The organism is Xanthomonas cannabis (assembly GCF_040616535.1).
Taxonomy (GTDB): domain Bacteria; phylum Pseudomonadota; class Gammaproteobacteria; order Xanthomonadales; family Xanthomonadaceae; genus Xanthomonas; species Xanthomonas cannabis.
Genome location: NZ_CP136580.1, coordinates 4,673,875 through 4,691,451, shown reverse-complemented (window position 1 = coordinate 4,691,451; position 17,577 = coordinate 4,673,875). Strand labels below are relative to the sequence as shown.

The 17,577-nt window shown below is 62.1% G+C and carries 8 protein-coding genes, 2 tRNA genes and 3 rRNA genes; 11 read left to right on the top strand and 2 right to left on the bottom strand.

Annotation, left to right across the window (positions count from 1 at the left end; translation table 11 throughout):
* The first annotated feature begins 98 nt into the window (after positions 1-98).
* From RZV17_RS19820 to bphP, 3 genes are all read left to right on the top strand, one after another.
* Positions 99-1,364, top strand: a complete 1,266-nt coding sequence (locus RZV17_RS19820; RefSeq protein WP_184368248.1) for a TCR/Tet family MFS transporter — start codon at positions 99-101, stop codon at positions 1,362-1,364.
* Between the two features lie 99 nt (positions 1,365-1,463).
* Positions 1,464-2,057, top strand: a complete 594-nt coding sequence (locus RZV17_RS19815; RefSeq protein ID WP_104581848.1) for a biliverdin-producing heme oxygenase — start codon at positions 1,464-1,466, stop codon at positions 2,055-2,057.
* Positions 2,054-3,958, top strand: coding sequence for a bacteriophytochrome BphP (bphP, locus tag RZV17_RS19810; RefSeq protein WP_047696398.1), 1,905 nt, complete (start codon positions 2,054-2,056; stop codon positions 3,956-3,958). Before RZV17_RS19815 ends, bphP begins: the two co-directional genes overlap by 4 nt.
* Before the next feature lie 320 nt (positions 3,959-4,278).
* On the opposite strand, the gene RZV17_RS19805 is transcribed toward bphP, so the two are convergent.
* Entirely contained in the window at positions 4,279-5,454 is a 1,176-nt protein-coding gene (locus RZV17_RS19805; protein WP_184368244.1) for a benzoate/H(+) symporter BenE family transporter, read from the bottom strand.
* Positions 5,455-6,165: 711 nt separating this feature from the next.
* Here RZV17_RS19805 and RZV17_RS19800 point away from each other — a divergent pair.
* The 8 genes from RZV17_RS19800 (at position 6,166) to RZV17_RS19765 (ending at position 15,661) form a co-directional block, all read left to right on the top strand.
* A 16S ribosomal RNA gene (locus RZV17_RS19800) occupies positions 6,166-7,712 on the top strand.
* A gap of 94 nt (positions 7,713-7,806) precedes the next feature.
* A tRNA-Ala gene (locus RZV17_RS19795) sits at positions 7,807-7,882 on the top strand.
* Positions 7,883-7,901: 19 nt separating this feature from the next.
* Positions 7,902-7,978, top strand: a tRNA-Ile gene (locus RZV17_RS19790).
* Between the two features lie 228 nt (positions 7,979-8,206).
* Positions 8,207-11,087, top strand: a 23S ribosomal RNA gene (locus RZV17_RS19785).
* A 127-nt stretch (positions 11,088-11,214) separates the two neighbouring features.
* Positions 11,215-11,329: ribosomal RNA gene (rrf, locus tag RZV17_RS19780) — 5S ribosomal RNA — on the top strand.
* Together the 16S, 23S and 5S rRNA genes with 2 tRNA genes alongside form the textbook arrangement of a ribosomal RNA operon.
* Before the next feature lie 460 nt (positions 11,330-11,789).
* Positions 11,790-12,605, top strand: coding sequence for a bifunctional DNA-formamidopyrimidine glycosylase/DNA-(apurinic or apyrimidinic site) lyase (gene mutM, locus RZV17_RS19775; protein WP_184376295.1), 816 nt, complete (start codon positions 11,790-11,792; stop codon positions 12,603-12,605).
* A gap of 282 nt (positions 12,606-12,887) precedes the next feature.
* Entirely contained in the window at positions 12,888-13,991 is a 1,104-nt protein-coding gene (locus RZV17_RS19770) for a DUF4380 domain-containing protein (protein ID WP_355605957.1), read from the top strand.
* A 68-nt stretch (positions 13,992-14,059) separates the two neighbouring features.
* Positions 14,060-15,661, top strand: a complete 1,602-nt coding sequence (locus tag RZV17_RS19765) for a glucan biosynthesis protein (RefSeq protein WP_104581716.1) — start codon at positions 14,060-14,062, stop codon at positions 15,659-15,661.
* 367 nt (positions 15,662-16,028) lie between these two features.
* On the opposite strand, the gene RZV17_RS19760 is transcribed toward RZV17_RS19765, so the two are convergent.
* Positions 16,029-17,273: a GAF domain-containing sensor histidine kinase gene (locus RZV17_RS19760; protein WP_355605954.1), complete on the bottom strand. Its 1,245-nt coding sequence runs from the start codon at positions 17,271-17,273 to the stop codon at positions 16,029-16,031.
* Positions 17,274-17,577: the final 304 nt, after the last annotated feature.

Below are 17,577 nucleotides of genomic sequence, written 5' to 3'. Positions count from 1 at the left end.
CACTCGCCAGGCGGTGCCGGATCACGCAGCCCCCGCTACCCCCGGCACCGCGCTCCATCCGCAGCTACACTCCCCACCTCGCTACCCTGGGCCGCGCGATGTCTCTCCCCGCCGATTCCGCTGCCGCTCCGGGGCGCCGCCGCGCCGCATTGATCTTCATCTTCATCACCGTCCTGATCGACGTGCTGTCGTTCGGTGTGATCATCCCGGTGCTGCCGGATCTGGTGCGACATTTCACCGGCGGCGACTACGTGGTGGCCGCCGGCTGGATCGGCTGGTTCGGCTTCCTGTTCGCCGCCATCCAGTTCGTCTGCTCGCCGCTGCAAGGCGCAATGTCCGACCGCTTCGGCCGACGCCCGGTGATCCTTCTGTCATGCCTGGGCCTGGGCCTGGACTTCATCCTGATGGCGGTCGCCCACAGCCTGCCCATGCTGCTGCTGGCCCGGGTGATCTCCGGCATGTGCTCGGCCAGCTTTTCCACCGCCAACGCCTACATCGCCGACGTCACACCGGCCGACAAACGCGCCGGCGCCTTCGGCATGCTCGGCGCCGCGTTCGGCATTGGTTTTGTCGCCGGCCCCTTGATCGGCGGCTGGCTGGGCAGCATCGGGTTGCGCTGGCCGTTCTGGTTTGCCGCCGGGCTGGCCTTGTTGAATGTGCTGTACGGCTGCTTCGTGCTGCCCGAATCGCTGCCCGCCGAACGTCGCACTGCGCGCCTGGAGTGGTCGCACGCCAATCCGCTCGGCGCGCTCAAGCTGCTGCGCCGTTATCCGCAGGTGTTCGGCCTGGCCTCGGTGGTGTTCCTGGCCAACCTGGCGCATTACGTCTATCCCAGCATCTTCGTGCTGTTCGCCGGCTACCAATATCACTGGGGCCCGCGCGAAGTGAGCTGGGTGCTGGCCGGGGTTGGCGTGTGCAGCATCATCGTCAATGCGTTGCTGGTCGGCCGCCTGGTGCGCTGGCTCGGCGAACGCCGCGCCTTGCTGCTGGGGCTGGGCTGCGGGGTGATCGGCTTCGTCATCTACGGGCTGGCCGACAGCGGCGCGATGTTCCTGATCGGCGTACCGATCAGCGCGTTGTGGGCAGTTGCCGCACCCGCCGCGCAAGCCTTGATCACCCGCGAGGTCGGCGCCGATGCGCAGGGGCGTGTGCAGGGCGCCTTGACTGGCCTGGTCAGCCTGGCCGGCATTGCGGGCCCGCTGTTGTTCGCCAATGTGTTTGCCTGGTTCATCGGCGCTGGCGCACCGCTGCATCTGCCCGGCGCGCCCTGGTTGCTGGCCGGCCTGTTGCTCGCTGCAGGGTGGTGGATGGCATGGAAGCGTGCAGGGCGGGGCAGTGGAATTGCCGCTGCTGCGCAAGGGTGATGCCAACGGATTCATTTAGCGCTCGTGTCCGCTTTATCTGATTTGCGCGCGCGCTGCTAGGCTGGTGCACTCCGTGCCGCGGCACTGCCTCGATTGCTTATGTGTCCTGACACCCAGGCTGTTCCGTCATCGGCCGCACGCGTGCTGCGTCACGCCACCCAGGACACGCATCGCCGGGTCGAAGCGGTGCCGCTGATGCAGGCGCTGGGGCAGGGGCAGGTCGACCGCGCCGCGTACGTGCAGATCCTGCGTCGCCACCATGCCTTGCTGGCTGGTTTCGAAGAGCAGTTGAGCGGCTGGCTGGGCACGCTGGTCGGCAGTGGCTGGCACTATCGCCGTCGCGTGCCGGCCTTGCGCGCGGACTTGCGCACGCTGAACCAACCGCCGGATCCCCCGCTCGCGCTGCCTGACGTGCGCACCGACGCCGCGCGCTGGGGCATGTTGTACGTCATCGAGGGCGCCCAGCTGGGCGGCCGGGTGATTGCCCGCGGCCTGCGCAGGCACCAGCCCGCGCTGGCCAGTGCGCTGCAGTATTTCGAACTGGCCGACGAAGACCCGGCCGCCTGGCGCCGGTTTCAGGCCGTGCTCGATCAACGCCTGGATTCGCCGCAGACCCACGCGGCCGCCATCGATGGCGCGCATGCCATGTTTGCCCATTTCCATACCTGCCTCGCAGCGGAGCCGCGCCCGTGAATCAGCACACCGAACCCCTGGATATGGACGAGTGCGCGCGCGAGCCGATCCACATTCCCGGCATGATCCAGCCCTATGGCGTGCTGCTGGTGATCGAACCTGCCGACGGTCGGATCGTGCAGGCCAGTACCACCGCCGCCGAGTTGCTCGGCGTGCCGATGGACGCCTTGCTGGGCATGCCCTACACCCAGGTGCTGGAGCTGCCTGATACCTTGCCGGCTGCGGTGGACGACCAACCGCAGCATCTGTTGCATGCCGATGTGCGCTTCCCGCAGCGCAGCGCGCCGCCCGACCACCCCTGGGTAGCCGCCTGGCATCTGTATCCGGAGCAGTGGTTGATCGAAATCGAGCCGCGTGACGCGCGCCTGATGGACGTCACCCTGCGCGAGGCCTTGCCGCTGTTGCGCAGCATCGAGCGCGACCCGGGCATCGCCGAGGCGGCCGTGCGCGCAGCCAAGGGCCTGCGCAACATGATCGGCTTCGACCGGGTGATGATTTATCGCTTCGACGAAGAATGGAACGGCGATGTCATCGCCGAGGCCCGCCAGCCCGAGCTGGAGGCCTATCTCGGCCTGCATTACCCCGCCAGCGACATCCCCGCGCAGGCGCGCGCGCTGTACCTGCGCAACCGCGTGCGCCAGATCGCCGACGTCGGCTACCAGCCATCGCCGATCCAGCCCACCCTGCATCCACGCCTGGGCACACCGGTGGACCTGAGCGATGTCAGCCTGCGCAGCGTTTCGCCGGTGCACCTGGAATATCTGGCCAACATGGGCGTCAGCGCCACGCTGGTGTCCTCCATCGTGGTCAACGACGCACTGTGGGGGCTGATTTCCTGCCATCACTACAGCCCGCACTTCACCAGCCACACCATGCGCGATGCCACCGATGCGGTGACCCGCGCGCTGGCCGGTCGCATCGGCGCGCTGCAGGCCGTGGCGCGTGCCCGGCTGGAATCGGTGTTGCTGACCATCCGCGAAAAGCTGATCACCGACTTCAACGACGCCGAGCACCTGACCGTGGACATGCTCGCCGACATGGCGCCGGACCTGATGGACGTGGTGGATGCCGACGGCGTGGCGGTCTTCCACGGTGAAGACATCAGCCGTCACGGCAGTACCCCGGATGTGGCGGCGCTGCGGCGCATCCGCGACCATCTCGAATCCGAGCACCACGACGCCCTGCGCGAGGACGCCGTCGGCGCCCTGCATGTGGATGCCATCGGCGAGGTCTTTCCGGAGCTGGCCGACCTGGCTCCGCTGGCCGCCGGCTTCATCTTCGTGCCGCTGATGCCGCAATCGCGCAGCGCCCTGCTGTGGACCCGGCGCGAGCAGGTGCAGCAGGTCAAGTGGGCAGGCAACCCGCAGCTGGCCAAGCTGCAGGACATCCCCAACTCGCGCTTGTCGCCGCGCAAGAGCTTCGATCTCTGGCAGCAGACCGTGCGCGGCCGCGCGCGGCGTTGGTCGCCGCTGCATCTGGAGTCTGCGCGTAGCCTGCGCGTGTTGATCGAGCTGATGGAACGCAAGCGCTTCCAGCAGGATTTCACCTTGCTCGAAGCCTCGCTGTCGCGGCTGCGCGACGGCGTGGCCATCATCGAACGGGGCGCCAGCGCTGCCGCGCACCGGCTGATCTTCGTCAACCCGGCATTCGCCGAACTCAGCCAGGCCGAGGTGGCCGACCTGATCGGCCGCGACATGCTCGCCCTGGTCGCCGACGATGCCGCCCGCTCCAAGGTCGAGTTGCTCGAAGACGCCCTGCGCCTGGGACGCGCCGCCTACGTCACCTTGCCGCTACGCGCCCTGGACGGCTCGCCGGTGTATCGCCAGTTCCACCTCGAACCGCTGCCCAGCCCCAGCGGCGTGACGGCGCACTGGCTGCTGCAGCTGCGCGACCCCGAATAAGCGCCGCCACCTGGCGCGGCCACGCCGACGCTGCGGCCTGGTATCGCAGTGTCGCGCGGGCAGCGTGGGCACCTCGGGTCCGACGCGGTTCTCCGCACCGGCGGCGGCTGGCTCCATCCTTGTTGTCGCACAGCGCCTGGCAGCCGCGGAAGCGAGGCACCAAGAGCGCCTGACACTACGACACGCAGCGTGTGATATGCATGGCAGTCTCCGCGGGCGGCCGCAGCGCGTGACCGTACAAGGCGCGACATTGGCATCCGCACATCCAGCCAAGGCTCGCCGCCCCATCAAGGCGCAGATACAAACCGCGTCGGTTACCGCTAACGTCGCGGTCGCAGCACCAGCAAGGTGACCGTGCCGGCCACCAGTCCCCAGAACGCAGCACCGATCCCGCCCAGGGTCAGCCCGGAGGCGGTCACCAGAAACGTGATCAACGCCGCCTCGCGCTCGCTGTCTTCGCGCAGCGCCGCCGCCAGGCTGTTGCCGATCGTGCCCAACAGCGCGATCCCGGCGATGGCCATCACCAGCTCGCGCGGAAAGGCCGCAAGCGCGGCGGCCACGGTCGCCCCGAACAACCCGATCACCACATAGAACACGCCCGCACTCACCGCTGCGGTGTAACGACGGGCCGGGTCCTCATGCGCCTCGCGGCCCATGCAGATCGCGGCGGTGATCGCCGCAAGATTCAACGCATATCCACCAAACGGCGCCAGCACGGTGTTGACTACGCCGATCCAGCCGATCGTTGGCGAGATCGGCACTGTGTAGCCAGACGCCCGGATCACCGCCACCCCGGGCACATTCTGCGAGGCCATGGTGACCACCCACAGCGGGATCGCCAGCCCGAACAGCGCCGCCCAGGACAGCGACGGCACCACCAGTACCGGCCTTGCCAGTTCCAGCTGCACCGCTTCGAGGTGCAGCAACCCACCGCTGGCGGCAATGGCGACGCCGACCAGCAAGGTCGCAATCACGGCATAGCGCGCAAACCAGCGCCGTCCCACCAGATAGGTCGCCAGCATCGCCAGCGCCAGCACCCGCTGGCGCTGCATGGCCACGAATAGATCCAGGCCAAAGCGCAGCAGCACCCCGGCCAGCATGCCCGACGCCAACGCGATGGGAATGCGCTTGATCGCACGCTCGAACATCCCCGAGAACCCGGCCACCACTCCCAGGACCGCTGCCACCACGAAGGCACCGATCGCCTCGCGCAACGGCACACCCGCCGCGCTGCCGATCAGCATTGCCGCGCCGGGCGTGGACCACGCCGTTACCACCGGCACCCGATACCGCAGCGACAAGCCGATGCAGGTCACGCCCATGCCGATCCCGAGCGCCCACATCCACGATGCGATCTGCGCCTGGTCGGCCCCCAGATGCCGCGCCGCCTCGAACACGATCACCGCAGAGCTGGCAAACCCCACCAACACGGTGACAAATCCCGCGGCAATCGCAGGCAGCGACAGATCGCGGAACAGGCTGCGGGCTGGCGGCATGGCGGGGCTCCTGACTAAGGCGAGCATTCTCACTGAGAGCATCAACAAGCGGAATCAGCCTGCGTAATTCAATGCCGAAAGGATCAAGCCGGGGCAGTCGCCAGGCTGCCGAAAAGCGCCTCGATGTCATGCCTGTGTCAAAAAGTGCTTGCACTTCTGCGCAGGCTCGATAAGATGCGCGTCCTCGCTCACGACGGCGGCGCTTCTCCAAGCACCGCACCAACGAACGAGGCGAGTCGAAAACATCACAAGGTGTTGACGAAACGAAAAAGCCGGCTATGATGGGCGGCTCGCTACACGGAAAGACGCTACGGCGGATTGAAGTGCAGCGGCGGCAACTTCCTCTTCACGAGGGGTTGACGAGGATGAAAAGCCTGCTAATATGGCCGGCTCGCTTCGCAGAAAACCTTCGAGTCGAAACGAAGCAGCGTCAACCACCTCGAAATGAGGTGTTGACGGTAAGAAAAAGTCCGCTATAATGGGCGGCTCGCTTCGACGGAAACGACGAAGCTGACGGGAACGGCGCTGAGGCCACTTCCCAATGTTCTTTGACAGTGTGCGCAGGTAATTTGTGCGGACGCCTGCAGGAAGGATGATTGTCCATCTTGCAGACGTTTAATCAAAAAGCAACATATTAATTGCTTTGCAAGCGATAAGTTGTCAGTGGTTGAACTTCTGCAGCTAAAGTATTTGTCTTCGGACATGTAATTTTAAGTGAAGAGTTTGATCCTGGCTCAGAGTGAACGCTGGCGGCAGGCCTAACACATGCAAGTCGAACGGCAGCACAGTAAGAGCTTGCTCTTATGGGTGGCGAGTGGCGGACGGGTGAGGAATACATCGGAATCTACTCTTTCGTGGGGGATAACGTAGGGAAACTTACGCTAATACCGCATACGACCTACGGGTGAAAGCGGAGGACCTTCGGGCTTCGCGCGATTGAATGAGCCGATGTCGGATTAGCTAGTTGGCGGGGTAAAGGCCCACCAAGGCGACGATCCGTAGCTGGTCTGAGAGGATGATCAGCCACACTGGAACTGAGACACGGTCCAGACTCCTACGGGAGGCAGCAGTGGGGAATATTGGACAATGGGCGCAAGCCTGATCCAGCCATGCCGCGTGGGTGAAGAAGGCCTTCGGGTTGTAAAGCCCTTTTGTTGGGAAAGAAAAGCAGTCGGTTAATACCCGATTGTTCTGACGGTACCCAAAGAATAAGCACCGGCTAACTTCGTGCCAGCAGCCGCGGTAATACGAAGGGTGCAAGCGTTACTCGGAATTACTGGGCGTAAAGCGTGCGTAGGTGGTGGTTTAAGTCTGTTGTGAAAGCCCTGGGCTCAACCTGGGAATTGCAGTGGATACTGGGTCACTAGAGTGTGGTAGAGGGTAGCGGAATTCCCGGTGTAGCAGTGAAATGCGTAGAGATCGGGAGGAACATCCGTGGCGAAGGCGGCTACCTGGACCAACACTGACACTGAGGCACGAAAGCGTGGGGAGCAAACAGGATTAGATACCCTGGTAGTCCACGCCCTAAACGATGCGAACTGGATGTTGGGTGCAATTTGGCACGCAGTATCGAAGCTAACGCGTTAAGTTCGCCGCCTGGGGAGTACGGTCGCAAGACTGAAACTCAAAGGAATTGACGGGGGCCCGCACAAGCGGTGGAGTATGTGGTTTAATTCGATGCAACGCGAAGAACCTTACCTGGTCTTGACATCCACGGAACTTTCCAGAGATGGATTGGTGCCTTCGGGAACCGTGAGACAGGTGCTGCATGGCTGTCGTCAGCTCGTGTCGTGAGATGTTGGGTTAAGTCCCGCAACGAGCGCAACCCTTGTCCTTAGTTGCCAGCACGTAATGGTGGGAACTCTAAGGAGACCGCCGGTGACAAACCGGAGGAAGGTGGGGATGACGTCAAGTCATCATGGCCCTTACGACCAGGGCTACACACGTACTACAATGGTAGGGACAGAGGGCTGCAAACCCGCGAGGGTAAGCCAATCCCAGAAACCCTATCTCAGTCCGGATTGGAGTCTGCAACTCGACTCCATGAAGTCGGAATCGCTAGTAATCGCAGATCAGCATTGCTGCGGTGAATACGTTCCCGGGCCTTGTACACACCGCCCGTCACACCATGGGAGTTTGTTGCACCAGAAGCAGGTAGCTTAACCTTCGGGAGGGCGCTTGCCACGGTGTGGCCGATGACTGGGGTGAAGTCGTAACAAGGTAGCCGTATCGGAAGGTGCGGCTGGATCACCTCCTTTTGAGCATGACGTCATTCGTCCTGTCGGGCGTCCTCACAAATTACCTGCATTCAGAGATTCATACCGGCACAGGTCGGTATGCGAAGTCCCTTTTGGGGCCTTAGCTCAGCTGGGAGAGCACCTGCTTTGCAAGCAGGGGGTCGTCGGTTCGATCCCGACAGGCTCCACCATATTGAGTGAAAAGACTTCGGGTCTGTAGCTCAGGTGGTTAGAGCGCACCCCTGATAAGGGTGAGGTCGGTAGTTCGAGTCTACCCAGACCCACCACTCTGAATGTAGTGCACACTTAAGAATTTATATGGATCAGCGTTGAGGCTGATACATGTTCTTTTATAACTTGTGACGTAGCGAGCGTTTGAGATATCTATCTAAACGTGTCGTTGAGGCTAAGGCGGGGACTTCGAGTCCCTAAATAATTGAGTCGTATGTTCGCGTTGGTGGCTTTGTACCCCACACAACACGCACATGTAACTCCGAGGCAACTTGGGGTTATATGGTCAAGCGAATAAGCGCACACGGTGGATGCCTAGGCGGTCAGAGGCGATGAAGGACGTGGTAGCCTGCGAAAAGTGTCGGGGAGCTGGCAACAAGCTTTGATCCGGCAATATCCGAATGGGGAAACCCACTGCTTCGGCAGTATCCTGCAGTGAATTCATAGCTGCTGGAAGCGAACCCGGTGAACTGAAATATCTAAGTAACCGGAGGAAAAGAAATCAACCGAGATTCCCTGAGTAGTGACGAGCGAACGGGGAACAGCCCTTAAGCTGGAATGGCTTTAGAAAAACAATCTGGAAAGATTGGCCATAGAAGGTGATAGCCCTGTATTTAAAAGGGCCACTCCAGTGAAGACGAGTAGGGCGGGGCACGTGAAACCCTGTCTGAATATGGGGGGACCATCCTCCAAGGCTAAATACTCCTGACCGACCGATAGTGAACCAGTACCGTGAGGGAAAGGCGAAAAGAACCCCGGAGAGGGGAGTGAAATAGATCCTGAAACCGTGTGCGTACAAGCAGTAGGAGCTCGCAAGAGTGACTGCGTACCTTTTGTATAATGGGTCAGCGACTTACTGTTCGTGGCAAGCTTAACCGTATAGGGGAGGCGAAGGGAAACCGAGTCTGATAAGGGCGCATAGTCGCGGGCAGTAGACCCGAAACCGGGTGATCTAGTCATGGCCAGGGTGAAGGTGCCGTAACAGGTACTGGAGGCCCGAACCCACGTCTGTTGCAAAAGACGGGGATGAGCTGTGATTAGGAGTGAAAAGCTAATCGAACCCGGAGATAGCTGGTTCTCCTCGAAAGCTATTTAGGTAGCGCCTCATATGTATCCTCTCGGGGGTAGAGCACTGTTATGGCTAGGGGGTCATCGCGACTTACCAAACCATTGCAAACTCCGAATACCGAGACGGACTGTATGGGAGACACACGGCGGGTGCTAACGTCCGTCGTGAAAAGGGAAACAACCCAGACCCACAGCTAAGGTCCCAAATTCACTGCTAAGTGGAAAACGATGTGGAAAGGCATAGACAGCCAGGAGGTTGGCTTAGAAGCAGCCACCCTTTAAAGAAAGCGTAATAGCTCACTGGTCGAGTCGGTCTGCGCGGAAGATTTAACGGGGCTAAGCAGTGAACCGAAGCTTGGGGTGCATAAAACTTGTTTTATGCGCGGTAGAGGAGCGTTCCGTAAGCCTGCGAAGGTGGATTGAGAAGTCTGCTGGAGGTATCGGAAGTGCGAATGCTGACATGAGTAACGATAATGCGGGTGAAAAGCCCGCACGCCGAAAGCCCAAGGTTTCCTTGCGCAACGTTAATCGACGCAGGGTTAGTCGGTCCCTAAGGCGAGGGCGAAAGCCGTAGTCGATGGGAAGCAGGTTAATATTCCTGCACCTCGCGTGAGTGCGATGGAGGGACGGAGAAGGTTAGGTGTACCGGGCGTTGGTTGTCCCGGGGAAAGGCGGTAGGTTTGAATCTTTGGCAAATCCGGGATTCTTTAAGACCGAGCACCGAGACGAGCCTTTATGGCGAAGTCACTGATACCACGCTTCCAGGAAAAGCTCCTAAGCTTCAGCTCACGAAGACCGTACCGTAAACCGACACAGGTGGGTAGGATGAGAATTCTCAGGCGCTTGAGAGAACTCGGGTGAAGGAACTAGGCAACATGGCACCGTAACTTCGGGAGAAGGTGCACCCTTTTTGGTGGCTCATGCGAGCTATAGCTGAAGAGGGTCGCAGAAACCAGGCCGCTGCGACTGTTTATCAAAAACACAGCACTCTGCAAACACGAAAGTGGACGTATAGGGTGTGACGCCTGCCCGGTGCTGGAAGGTTAATTGATGGGGTCAGCCGCAAGGCGAAGCTCTTGATCGAAGCCCCAGTAAACGGCGGCCGTAACTATAACGGTCCTAAGGTAGCGAAATTCCTTGTCGGGTAAGTTCCGACCTGCACGAATGGCGTAACGACAGCGGCGCTGTCTCCACCCGAGACTCAGTGAAATTGAAATCGCTGTGAAGATGCAGCGTTCCCGTGGCAAGACGGAAAGACCCCGTGAACCTTTACTATAGCTTTACACTGAACGTTGAGTTCGTCTGTGTAGGATAGGTGGGAGGCTATGAAACTGTGGCGCTAGCTGCAGTGGAGCCATCCTTGAAATACCACCCTGTCGTGCTTGACGTTCTAACCTAGGTCCGTTATCCGGATCAGGGACCGTGTATGGTGGGTAGTTTGACTGGGGCGGTCTCCTCCTAAAGAGTAACGGAGGAGCACGAAGGTACGCTCAGCGCGGTCGGACATCGCGCACTGTGTGCAAAGGCATAAGCGTGCTTGACTGCAAGATCGACGGATCAAGCAGGTACGAAAGTAGGTCTTAGTGATCCGGTGGTTCTGTATGGAAGGGCCATCGCTCAACGGATAAAAGGTACTCCGGGGATAACAGGCTGATACCGCCCAAGAGTTCATATCGACGGCGGTGTTTGGCACCTCGATGTCGGCTCATCACATCCTGGGGCTGTAGTCGGTCCCAAGGGTATGGCTGTTCGCCATTTAAAGTGGTACGCGAGCTGGGTTCAGAACGTCGTGAGACAGTTCGGTCCCTATCTGCCATGGGCGTTGGAAGTTTGAGAGGGGCTGCTCCTAGTACGAGAGGACCGGAGTGGACGAACCTCTGGTGTTCCGGTTGTCACGCCAGTGGCATTGCCGGGTAGCTATGTTCGGAAGCGATAACCGCTGAAAGCATCTAAGCGGGAAGCGCGCCTCAAGATGAGACTTCCCGGGGCACAAGCCCCCTAAAGGAACCATGTAGACTACGTGGTTGATAGGTCAGGTGTGTAAGTACAGCAATGTATTGAGCTAACTGATACTAATGATCCGTGCGGCTTGACCATATAACCTCAAGTTGCCTTGGTCCCAACGAACGTTGGTAGATCATCAAATGCAAGCTACGTCACAAGTTAACTATGCGAGACTGGGCGCCTTAATCCGTTTCTTGGATGGCGACGCTCCAACCGTCTCCCTGGTGAAATTAGCGCTGTGGAACCACCCGATCCCATCCCGAACTCGGAAGTGAAACGCAGCTGCGCCGATGGTAGTGTGGCTCAAGCCATGCGAGAGTAGGTCATCGCCAGGGGCTTTACCCGAAACCCTCAGTCCAACTGGACTGAGGGTTTCTTTTTTGCCCGAATGTTGGTCACAGCCTGAGTTTGTAGCGCACTGCGGCGGCTGCGGTATGTGAGCCATCAAGTCGACGCCGCCCGCAGCGTCCAACGGACGCCTGATTGCCTGCGCATCGCCTCCTCCGCGCATACCGCGGCATGCCGCCTCTTCGGCCAGGCCGCCTCTCAGACAGCGGCAATTGCAGCACGCTGATACGCATCTACGATGCTTCGTCCGCGGGGCTACTTCCGCTAAGAACCAGCGACAGCCGCCTCCGCGGGCACCAAAGGGGCTGATGTTGAAAGGCGTCGCTAAGCGACGTCAGGCATCGCGCCCGGATCAACGCAGCGCTTGTTTGCACTTGATTGCTTTTCGGCAGTCAGGCCTCCATATCGGTGTCTGCCGGTGCCTGACCGATTGATCTGGAAACCTCGATGCCTGAGCTGCCCGAAGTCGAAACGACCATGCGTGGGCTTGCGCCACACCTGGTTGGGCAACGCATCCATGGCGTGATCCTGCGTCGTCCGGATTTGCGGTGGCCGATTGCCGAGCAGATCGAGCGCCTGTTGCCTGGAGCCACCATCACGCAGGTACGGCGACGTGCGAAATATCTGCTGGTGGATACCGATGCAGGTGGCAGCGCGTTGCTGCATCTTGGCATGTCGGGGAGCCTGCGTGTGTTGCCGGGCGATACCCTGCCGCGCGCGCACGATCATGTGGATATCAGCCTGCAGAATGGGCGCGTCCTGCGTTTCAACGACCCGCGTCGGTTTGGTTGTCTATTGTGGCAAACCGATGCACAAACGCATGAATTGCTTGCCGCACTCGGTCCCGAGCCATTATCGGAGGCATTTACTGCCGATTATCTTTATGCGCTCTCGCGAGGTCGCCGCGCGGCGGTCAAGACATTCCTGATGGATCAGGCGGTGGTGGTTGGCGTCGGCAATATTTATGCGGCCGAGAGCCTGCATCGTGCAGGCATCAGTCCATTGCGTGAAGCCGGAAAGGTCTCGCTTGACCGGTATCGCGGCCTGGTTGCCGCCGTAAAGGACATTCTCGACTACGCGATCAGGCGCGGCGGGACCACGCTACGGGACTTTATCAGCCCCGATGGTGCACCCGGCTATTTCGAGCAGGAATTGACGGTGTACGGGCGCGAAGGCGAGCCCTGCAAGCAGTGCGGGCGTGCGTTGAAACATGCCACCATCGGGCAACGCGCCACTGTGTGGTGTGGGAGCTGTCAGCGATAAGCAAGGCGCGGGTATTGCGGGCGACTAAAGCAAGCCCGTCACCGCGAATCGTGCAAGAAAGCCTGGAGTTTTTCAGCGCGCCGGTATCCAACCCGCGCACCTTGTCGCGAAAGTGCGCTTCCAGCCCGTCCAGGCTTTCCACTGCGACAGCGCCATGTCATGAGGACTCGACGGCTGAGCAGGGAGCATAGCGTCACCGCTCTATAGCGGGTAACACCGTGCCGCTAGTTTCCAGCGTGACACCGCGCCACAATCCCTGCGTCCTGCATCTGGAAGTGCTGCATGCCCATCTCACCGTCTCTGCGCCTATCGCAGGTTGTTGTCACTGCGTTGGCGGTGCTTTGCGTCAGTGGCGCACATGCCGATGAGCCCGCAAAAGAACAGGCAGCTGCCGCGCAGCGCATCCAGCTGAGCAACGATGTGGTGCAGCTGAGTGCAACGCCGTCCTTTGGCGGACGCATCCTGTCGTTTCAGCTGCGCGGGCAGCCCAGTGTGTTGAAGATCGGTCGCGCCGTGGACCGCTCACCCGTGGCTGAAGTGTCGGCGCGGTCGGGGGATGTTCCGTATCTGGGCCACGACGTATGGGTGGGGCCGCAGAGCCAGTGGTGGCTGCACCAGCAGGTCAACCCCGAGCGCAAGGCCGCGGCAGCGGTATGGCCGCCTGATCCGTATCTGTCATTGGCCACCACGCGTGTGGCCGCGCGTGATGCGGGCCAGCTGACGTTGGAAGGCGTGCCCAGTCCGGTGACGGGGGTGCAGCTGACCAAGCGCATCGCGCTGTCCAGCACACGGGCGGACACGGTCGAGGTGCATGCTGCTGCACGCAATATCCGCAAGCACGCGGTTGCCTGGGATCTATGGTTCAACACGCGCGTTGCAGCAAACACCCGTGTGTTCGTGCCGGTGGCAGCGACTGCCGATATCCGCGTGCAGCCGCCGACTGAGGCCGGTACCGTACCGCCGGCCTACCAGCACCGTGCCGGCCTTCTTGCTCTGCGCGCGGACGCGCGCAAGGACGGGCTGATCCAGCGCGGCAAGCTGTTGCTGCAGCCATCGGCAGGCTGGATGGCGGGTTTTGCCGGTGCGCAGGTGCTGGTCATTCGCTTTGCGCATGAGCCACTGGCTGCCATCCATCCCGAGCAGGGGCAGGTGGAGTTGTACATGGATGCGCCAGCCCGGCGTGCGGCAGATGGCCTGCTGGAAATGGAAGTGCATGCGCCTTACCGCCAGCTGGCGCCGGGCGCGCAAATGCAGGCCATGGAGCAGTGGACCTTGCTGCAATACACCGGGCCGGACGAGGAGCAGGCACAGCGGCAGTTCCTGTGCAGCAAGGCGAAGGAGCTGGCGCTGGAGCACGCCTGCGTAGCGGAAGCCGCAGCGCGTTGAGTCCGGTATGCGCGTCCACCTCAGGCTGTGGCTATGATGTCGCCCATTCCCTGACCAGATCGATGCGCATGCAACGACGCCATTTCCTGAAGAATGCTGCTGCCGCCCTGGCTGCGCTCGGTTTACCGGCAGTGCCGCAGTGGGCATTGGCTGCCAAGGCCGTGGGGTTGCGTCGGTTGGGTCAGCCGCAGCCGTTCGACTATGCCTGGCTCAAGGGGCAGGCACGTGCGCTGGCCGCCGCGCCGTACAAGAGTCACAAGCAGATCCTGCCAGGCCCGCTGGAAGCATTGAACTGGGATCAGTACCAGTCGATCCGCTACCGTCAGGACCATGCGCTATGGGCCGATGGCAACGGCAAGTTCCAGGCGAAGTTCTTCCACCTGGGGTTGTACTTCCACACCCCGGTGCACATCTACGACATCGTCGATGGCAAGGCGCAGCAGTTGGCCTATGACCCGGCTGCGTTCGATTACGGCAGCAGCGGGCTGGGCGGCAAGCAATTGCCCAAGGATCTGGGCTTTGCCGGCTTCCGGCTCAATACCCGCAAGGACACCGACCGCGATTTTTCGGCGTTTCTGGGGGCGAGCTATTTCCGCGCGGTGGGCAAGGAAGGCCAGTACGGGCAGTCGGCGCGTGGGTTGGCCATCGACACCGGCACCGGTGGCCCGGAGGAGTTTCCGGACTTCATTGCCTACTACCTTGAGCAGCCCGCCGACGATTCGAACACGGTGGTGGTCTACGGCCTGCTGGACTCGCCCAGCGTCGCCGGTGCCTACCGCTTTGCCATCACCAATGGCGAGGTGCTGGTGATGGACATCGACAGTGCGCTGTACCCGCGCAAGGCGATCGAGAGGCTGGGGATCGGCCCGTGCACCAGCATGTACCAGGTTGGCGAAAACGATAACCGCATGGACTGGGACTGGCGCCCGGAAATCCACGATACCGATGGCCTGGCGATGTGGACCGGGGGCGGCGAATGGATCTGGCGCCCGTTGTGCAACCCGCCGCAGCTGCGCTTCAACATGTTTGTCGACGAGAACCCGCGCGGGTTCGGGCTGCTGCAGCGCGACCGCAATTTCGACCATTACCAGGACGACGGGGTGTTCTACGAGAAGCGCCCGTGTCTGTGGGTGGAGCCCAAGAGCGGTTGGGGCAAGGGCTCGGTGCAACTGGTCGAGATCCCGACCGTGGATGAGACCTTCGACAATATCGTGGCGTTCTGGAACCCGCAGGCCAAGCCACAGCCGGGGCAGGAACTGTTGATGGGCTACCGCCTGTATTGGGGTGCGCAGCCGCCAGCCAGTTCGCCGTTGGCGCACTGCGTGGCGACGCGCACCGGTCTGGGCGGCGTTGTCGGGCAGAAGCGCGGTCATTTCTCGTGGCGGTTTGCGGTGGACTTCGCCGGTGGCGAGTTGCCTGGCCTGGTCAAGGACGCCAAGACCAAGGTCGAGGCGGTGATCCAGGTGTCGCGCGGCACCACCGAGATCGTGTCGGCGCGGCCGCTGCATGAGCTCAAGGGCTATCGGGCGATGTTCGATCTGGTGCCGCCGGACGAAGGTACCCAGCAGATCGATATCCGCCTGTATCTGCGCGCCAACGGCAAGCCGCTCACCGAAACCTGGCTTTACCAATGGACGCCGCCGCCGGCGAGCGAGCGCAAACTCTACTGAGCGTGTGCAACGCGTCGTGCATGCCGGCGCTGCCAGGGCCGGCATGCACGGCCTGCCTGGCTGACGGAGTGCCGCTGCCGGCATGTCGTCGCTGATCCTCGGGCTGCGCAGGCCCGCACCTTTACGGGTGCGGTCAGCCGCGCCGTGACCATGACAGCTCGCCCGAACAGGTATGCACTGCACCGGTTGCCGGCGCAGCCATCGGCGACGCACCTGCGCCTACATACGTGGCATGCATCGCGTGCATGCGGCACCGGTCATGCGCCTACCACTGCTGGGCGCGGCTGGCGATTGGCAGATGAGCGAGGTGGGTTGCTCGGCACGCGGGTTGGATCACGCTGCGAGCAAGCGCTGTCGGCCGGCAAGCTCAGGCCGACGTCGTGCCCTTGACCAGCTGCATGCGTGCGCGTGGGCGGGCGCAGGACAGCTCCACGCGGAAGCAGGTGCCGTTCTTGCCACTGGTGATGCGCAGCTCGCCCTGATGCGCCTGCGCAATCTGCGCGGCCATATGCAGGCCCAGGTCCACTTCCGGCGCTGGCCGGCCGGCGCTGTGCACATGGGTGGAGGCATGCAGGACATCCAACCGGCGCGGGTCGATGCCATCCAGATTGCAGACCTCGATGCGGAGGCGGCCCTGCTCGGTGACGGCGACCGCCTTGATCAGCGACCTCTGCTGACCTTGCACCACCGCGTTGATCATCATGCTGCCGAACATCTGCGCCAGGCGCACCGCATCGCCATGCACCGGCTCGTCGATCGCCACATGCGTGGACAGCACCTGATTGGGATACGCGGCGCGGGTTTCGTCCACGACCTGCGACAGTGCGTCGAGCAGGTCGCTGCCGTTGCCGTAGTCCAGCTGCAGCCAGTCGCGTTCGATGCCGCGGGCAAAATCACAGGCGAAATCGATCAGTTCTTCCATGCGCTGCAGGCTGCGCTGCATCGAGCGGATGGCCCCGCCCTGGCGCTGGCTGAGCTGGTCGATGGACAGCATGTCCACCACCGCGTGCATGGATTGCAGCGGGTTGCGCAGGTCGTGGCCGAGAATGCCGATGAACTCTTCGCGCAATCGTGCCGAGGCGCCGGCGCGGCCCAGTTCGCTGCGTGCGCGGCGCGATTCCTGTGCGCTTTCTTCGGCGCGCTGTTCGGCCTGGATCTGCGCGGCCAGCAGTTGCGCGAGCAATTCGACCTTCTCCACCAGTTGCTGGTCCATCGCGCGTGGCAGCGGATCCAGTGCACACAAGGTGCCGAACACGCTGCCATCGTCGAAGCGGATCGGCACCGAGACATAGCTTTCAAAGCCATACAGGCGCGGCGACGGGTGGTCGCGGTAGACCGGGTCGTCCGAGGCATGCCCGAACCACACGGCATTGCCCTTGACCCGCACGCTGTCGCAGAAGGTGGTCGCCAGCGGTAGCTCGTCGCCGGGCAGCAGGCCGAAGGACAGGTCGTCGCGCACCTGGCAGGTGATCCAGCGCGCTTCGGTCACCCGCGCCACGGCAGCAAACCCCATGCCGGTCAGCCGCGTCAGGATGCTCAGGACATCGGGAACCGACGATAGCCGGCCCACCCGCGCGATATCGGCGCGTAACTCGGCAGGAAGCGAATCCATGGGTGCCTCCCGACAGTGGATGGAGCGCAGTCTACAGGACTGCGGATGGGCCTGGTTGTACGCAACGGTGCGGCGTCACGCGCCCAACAATACGCCTGTCGGCGGGCGTGGACGATGCCGCAACGGGCCCATGCCCGAACAGGTCTAGCCGTGCAGAGGGAACGTATAGGTCGACCAGGACGGACGGTGTTGACCGGGCACGCATCCACCGGTGGAACCTTGGCGAGCAACCTGCGTGCCGCCAGCGGCGGCGCTGAATCAGAGGGCCGTTTGGGCTGGGCTGTCGCACCACGTCACAGCTCGC